Consider the following 2,793-nt stretch of genomic DNA (forward strand, 5'->3'; position numbering starts at 1 on the left):
GCAAAACATTGTAAGCTACTAATTTTAGGCTCTGGCCCAGCTGGTTATACTGCCGCAGTATATGCAGCACGTGCAAATTTAAACCCTGTTTTAATTACAGGCATTCAACAAGGTGGCCAATTAACCACCACTACTGAAGTTGAAAACTGGCCTGGTGATGCACACGGTTTAACAGGTCCTGCGTTAATGGATCGTATGAAAGAGCACGCTGAGCGCTTTGAAACTGAAATCATATTCGATCACATCAATAAAGTAGATGTATCTAAGCGCCCTTTCACACTAACAGGCGATCAAGGTACTTACACATGTGATGCGTTAATTATTGCAACAGGTGCTTCTGCTAAATACTTAGGCCTAGAGTCTGAAACTAATTTCCAAGGCCGTGGTGTTTCGGCGTGTGCTACCTGTGACGGCTTTTTCTATAAAGGTCAAAAAGTAGCGGTTGTTGGTGGTGGTAATACAGCGGTTGAAGAAGCGCTTTACTTATCTAACATTGCTGACGAAGTACATGTTATTCATCGTCGTGACAGTTTCCGCAGTGAAAAGATACTTGCTGACCGCCTTGCTGAAAAAGCAGCAAACGGTAACGTTGTAATGCATTACAACCGCACGCTTGACGAAGTATTAGGCGATCAAATGGGCGTAACCGGTGTGCGCATTAAAGATGCACACTCTGATGCAACTGAAGAACTTGATTTAGCCGGTGTATTTATTGCTATTGGTCACAAGCCAAATACAGATATGTTTGTTGGTCAACTAGAAATGAAAGATGGCTACTTAGTTGTAGAGTCTGGTCTTCACGGTAACGCGACTCAAACAAGCGTAGAAGGCGTTTTTGCTGCAGGTGATGTGTCAGACCATATTTACCGTCAAGCAATCACATCTGCGGGTACAGGCTGTATGGCTGCCCTTGATGCAGAGCGTTTCTTAGATAATTTATAAGCAATTAAATAAATTATTATAGGGCTGATTATTCAGCCCTTTTTTTATGTCTAAAATATAGTTACACTTTTACGATAAATTATAAAATAAGTACTGTATGAGAAATCAGCTATACCAATTAAGTGAAACCGATATAGCATTCCCCAATCCGGAATACGCATTAGAATCCCCTGATGGCTTGTTAGCAATTGGCGGAGATTTGAGTTTACCTCGCCTAAGTAATGCCTACAAAAGCGGAATATTCCCTTGGTTTAGCGAAGATGAGCCTATTATGTGGTGGTCGCCTAGCGAGCGAGGCATTTTTGAGCTTAATGATTTTCATATAAGTAAGAGCCTGCGTAAGCATTTAAAAAAGCACCCTGTAAGAGTAACCATTAATAATGCCTTCGAAGAGGTGATAGAAGCCTGTCGCGATCAACGCCTTGATACCGATGGCACCTGGATCACTTCTGACATGCTCGACGCTTACGTTAATGCACACAATGCTGGCATTGCACATAGTTTAGAGGTGTGGAGTAACGGGGAGCTTGCAGGTGGCTTATACGGCATTATGCAAAATGGTGTTTTTTGTGGTGAGTCAATGTTTCATCATCAAACCAATTGCTCCAAGCTTGCTATGTGGGCACTTGTAAATTGGCTTAAACGCCATAATGCGCACTTTATTGATTGCCAGTTAGAAAACCCTTATTTAATGACCCTGGGTGCACAAGTAGTCCCCCGTTCCACATTTTTGACTAAACTAAAAGCTGCACATAACTATACTGTTAACCCTATTATGTGGGAGCCACAAGAACTTGACGCAATCTATGAATGAACAACTTCCTGCACGTGTTGGTTTAACCCAAGAGTTTGACTGTAGCTATTTACCCAACAGACAAGAACAACTTTTAGTTATTCTTGATCCCAGTTGCTACAGCACCGACAAATTTGAGTCTTTATTAGGTTTAGGATTTCGTCGCAGTGGTAATCAAATCTACCGTCCGCACTGTCCAATATGCAGCGCATGTAGTTCTGTACGTGTATTAGCACAAGACTTTATGCCCTCAAAATCGCAAAAACGTAAACTAAACAAAGCAAAAACACAGTTTGAGGTAAAATATTCAACGCAAGAGCGACCTGAGTACTATCCGCTTTATAGCAAGTACATAACGATGCGTCATCAGGATGGAAGTATGTATCCTCCTGAAAAAGAACAGTTTCAAAGTTTTTTGCTTTGCAGTTGGCTTAAGATCACATTTATTGAACTGTGGCACCAAGATACTTTAGTCGCAGTTGCTGTAACCGATTGTATGAATAGCGCTATTTCTGCAATTTACACCTTTTTTGACCCCGACTTTGAACACTATAGTTTAGGCTCTGTGATGATATTAGAGCAGCTAAAGTTTGCTAAAGAACAAAATAAACAATACGTGTACTTGGGCTATCAAATTGATGAATGCGACAAAATGAAGTACAAAACTCAGTTTTTACCTGCTCAAAAACAGCTCAATGATGAGTGGGTGGCTATTTAATTTGCAAATATAGCCCCTGCGCCTTTACTTATTGGAGTATTTTGGGCAAAATCTGCAGCGTTTAACTATTAAAGAGGTGTTACGCTAAACATGGCGAAAGAAGACGTAATCGAAATGCAAGGGACTGTCCTTGATACTTTACCAAATACAATGTTCCGAGTTGAGCTAGAAAATGGTCACGTAGTTGTGGCTCATATTTCAGGCAAAATGCGCAAAAACTATATCCGTATTTTAACCGGCGATAAAGTAACGGTAGAAATGACTCCTTACGATTTATCAAAGGGTCGTATCGTATTCCGTGCTCGCTAAGTAAGTGCGTAAACGAGATTTAGTTTTTGGC

At 40.9% G+C, this 2,793-nt stretch carries 4 protein-coding genes; all 4 read left to right on the top strand.

Annotation, left to right across the window (positions count from 1 at the left end):
- The coding region (gene trxB, locus ENH88_RS06550) for a thioredoxin-disulfide reductase (RefSeq protein WP_304180841.1) at window positions 1–942 on the top strand (942 nt) is incomplete at its 5' end.
- A gap of 97 nt (window positions 943–1,039) precedes the next feature.
- A complete protein-coding gene (gene aat, locus ENH88_RS06555; protein ID WP_304180844.1) occupies window positions 1,040–1,756 on the top strand; it encodes a leucyl/phenylalanyl-tRNA--protein transferase in 717 nt (238 codons plus the stop codon).
- Window positions 1,749–2,453: an arginyltransferase gene (locus tag ENH88_RS06560; RefSeq protein WP_010552618.1), complete on the top strand. Its 705-nt coding sequence runs from the start codon at window positions 1,749–1,751 to the stop codon at window positions 2,451–2,453. Before aat ends, ENH88_RS06560 begins: the two co-directional genes overlap by 8 nt.
- 90 nt (window positions 2,454–2,543) lie before the next feature.
- A complete protein-coding gene (infA, locus tag ENH88_RS06565) occupies window positions 2,544–2,762 on the top strand; it encodes a translation initiation factor IF-1 (RefSeq protein WP_002962494.1) in 219 nt (72 codons plus the stop codon).
- Window positions 2,763–2,793 lie beyond the last annotated feature (31 nt).

This window comes from Pseudoalteromonas prydzensis, assembly GCF_011050055.1.
Classification (GTDB): domain Bacteria; phylum Pseudomonadota; class Gammaproteobacteria; order Enterobacterales; family Alteromonadaceae; genus Pseudoalteromonas; species Pseudoalteromonas prydzensis_A.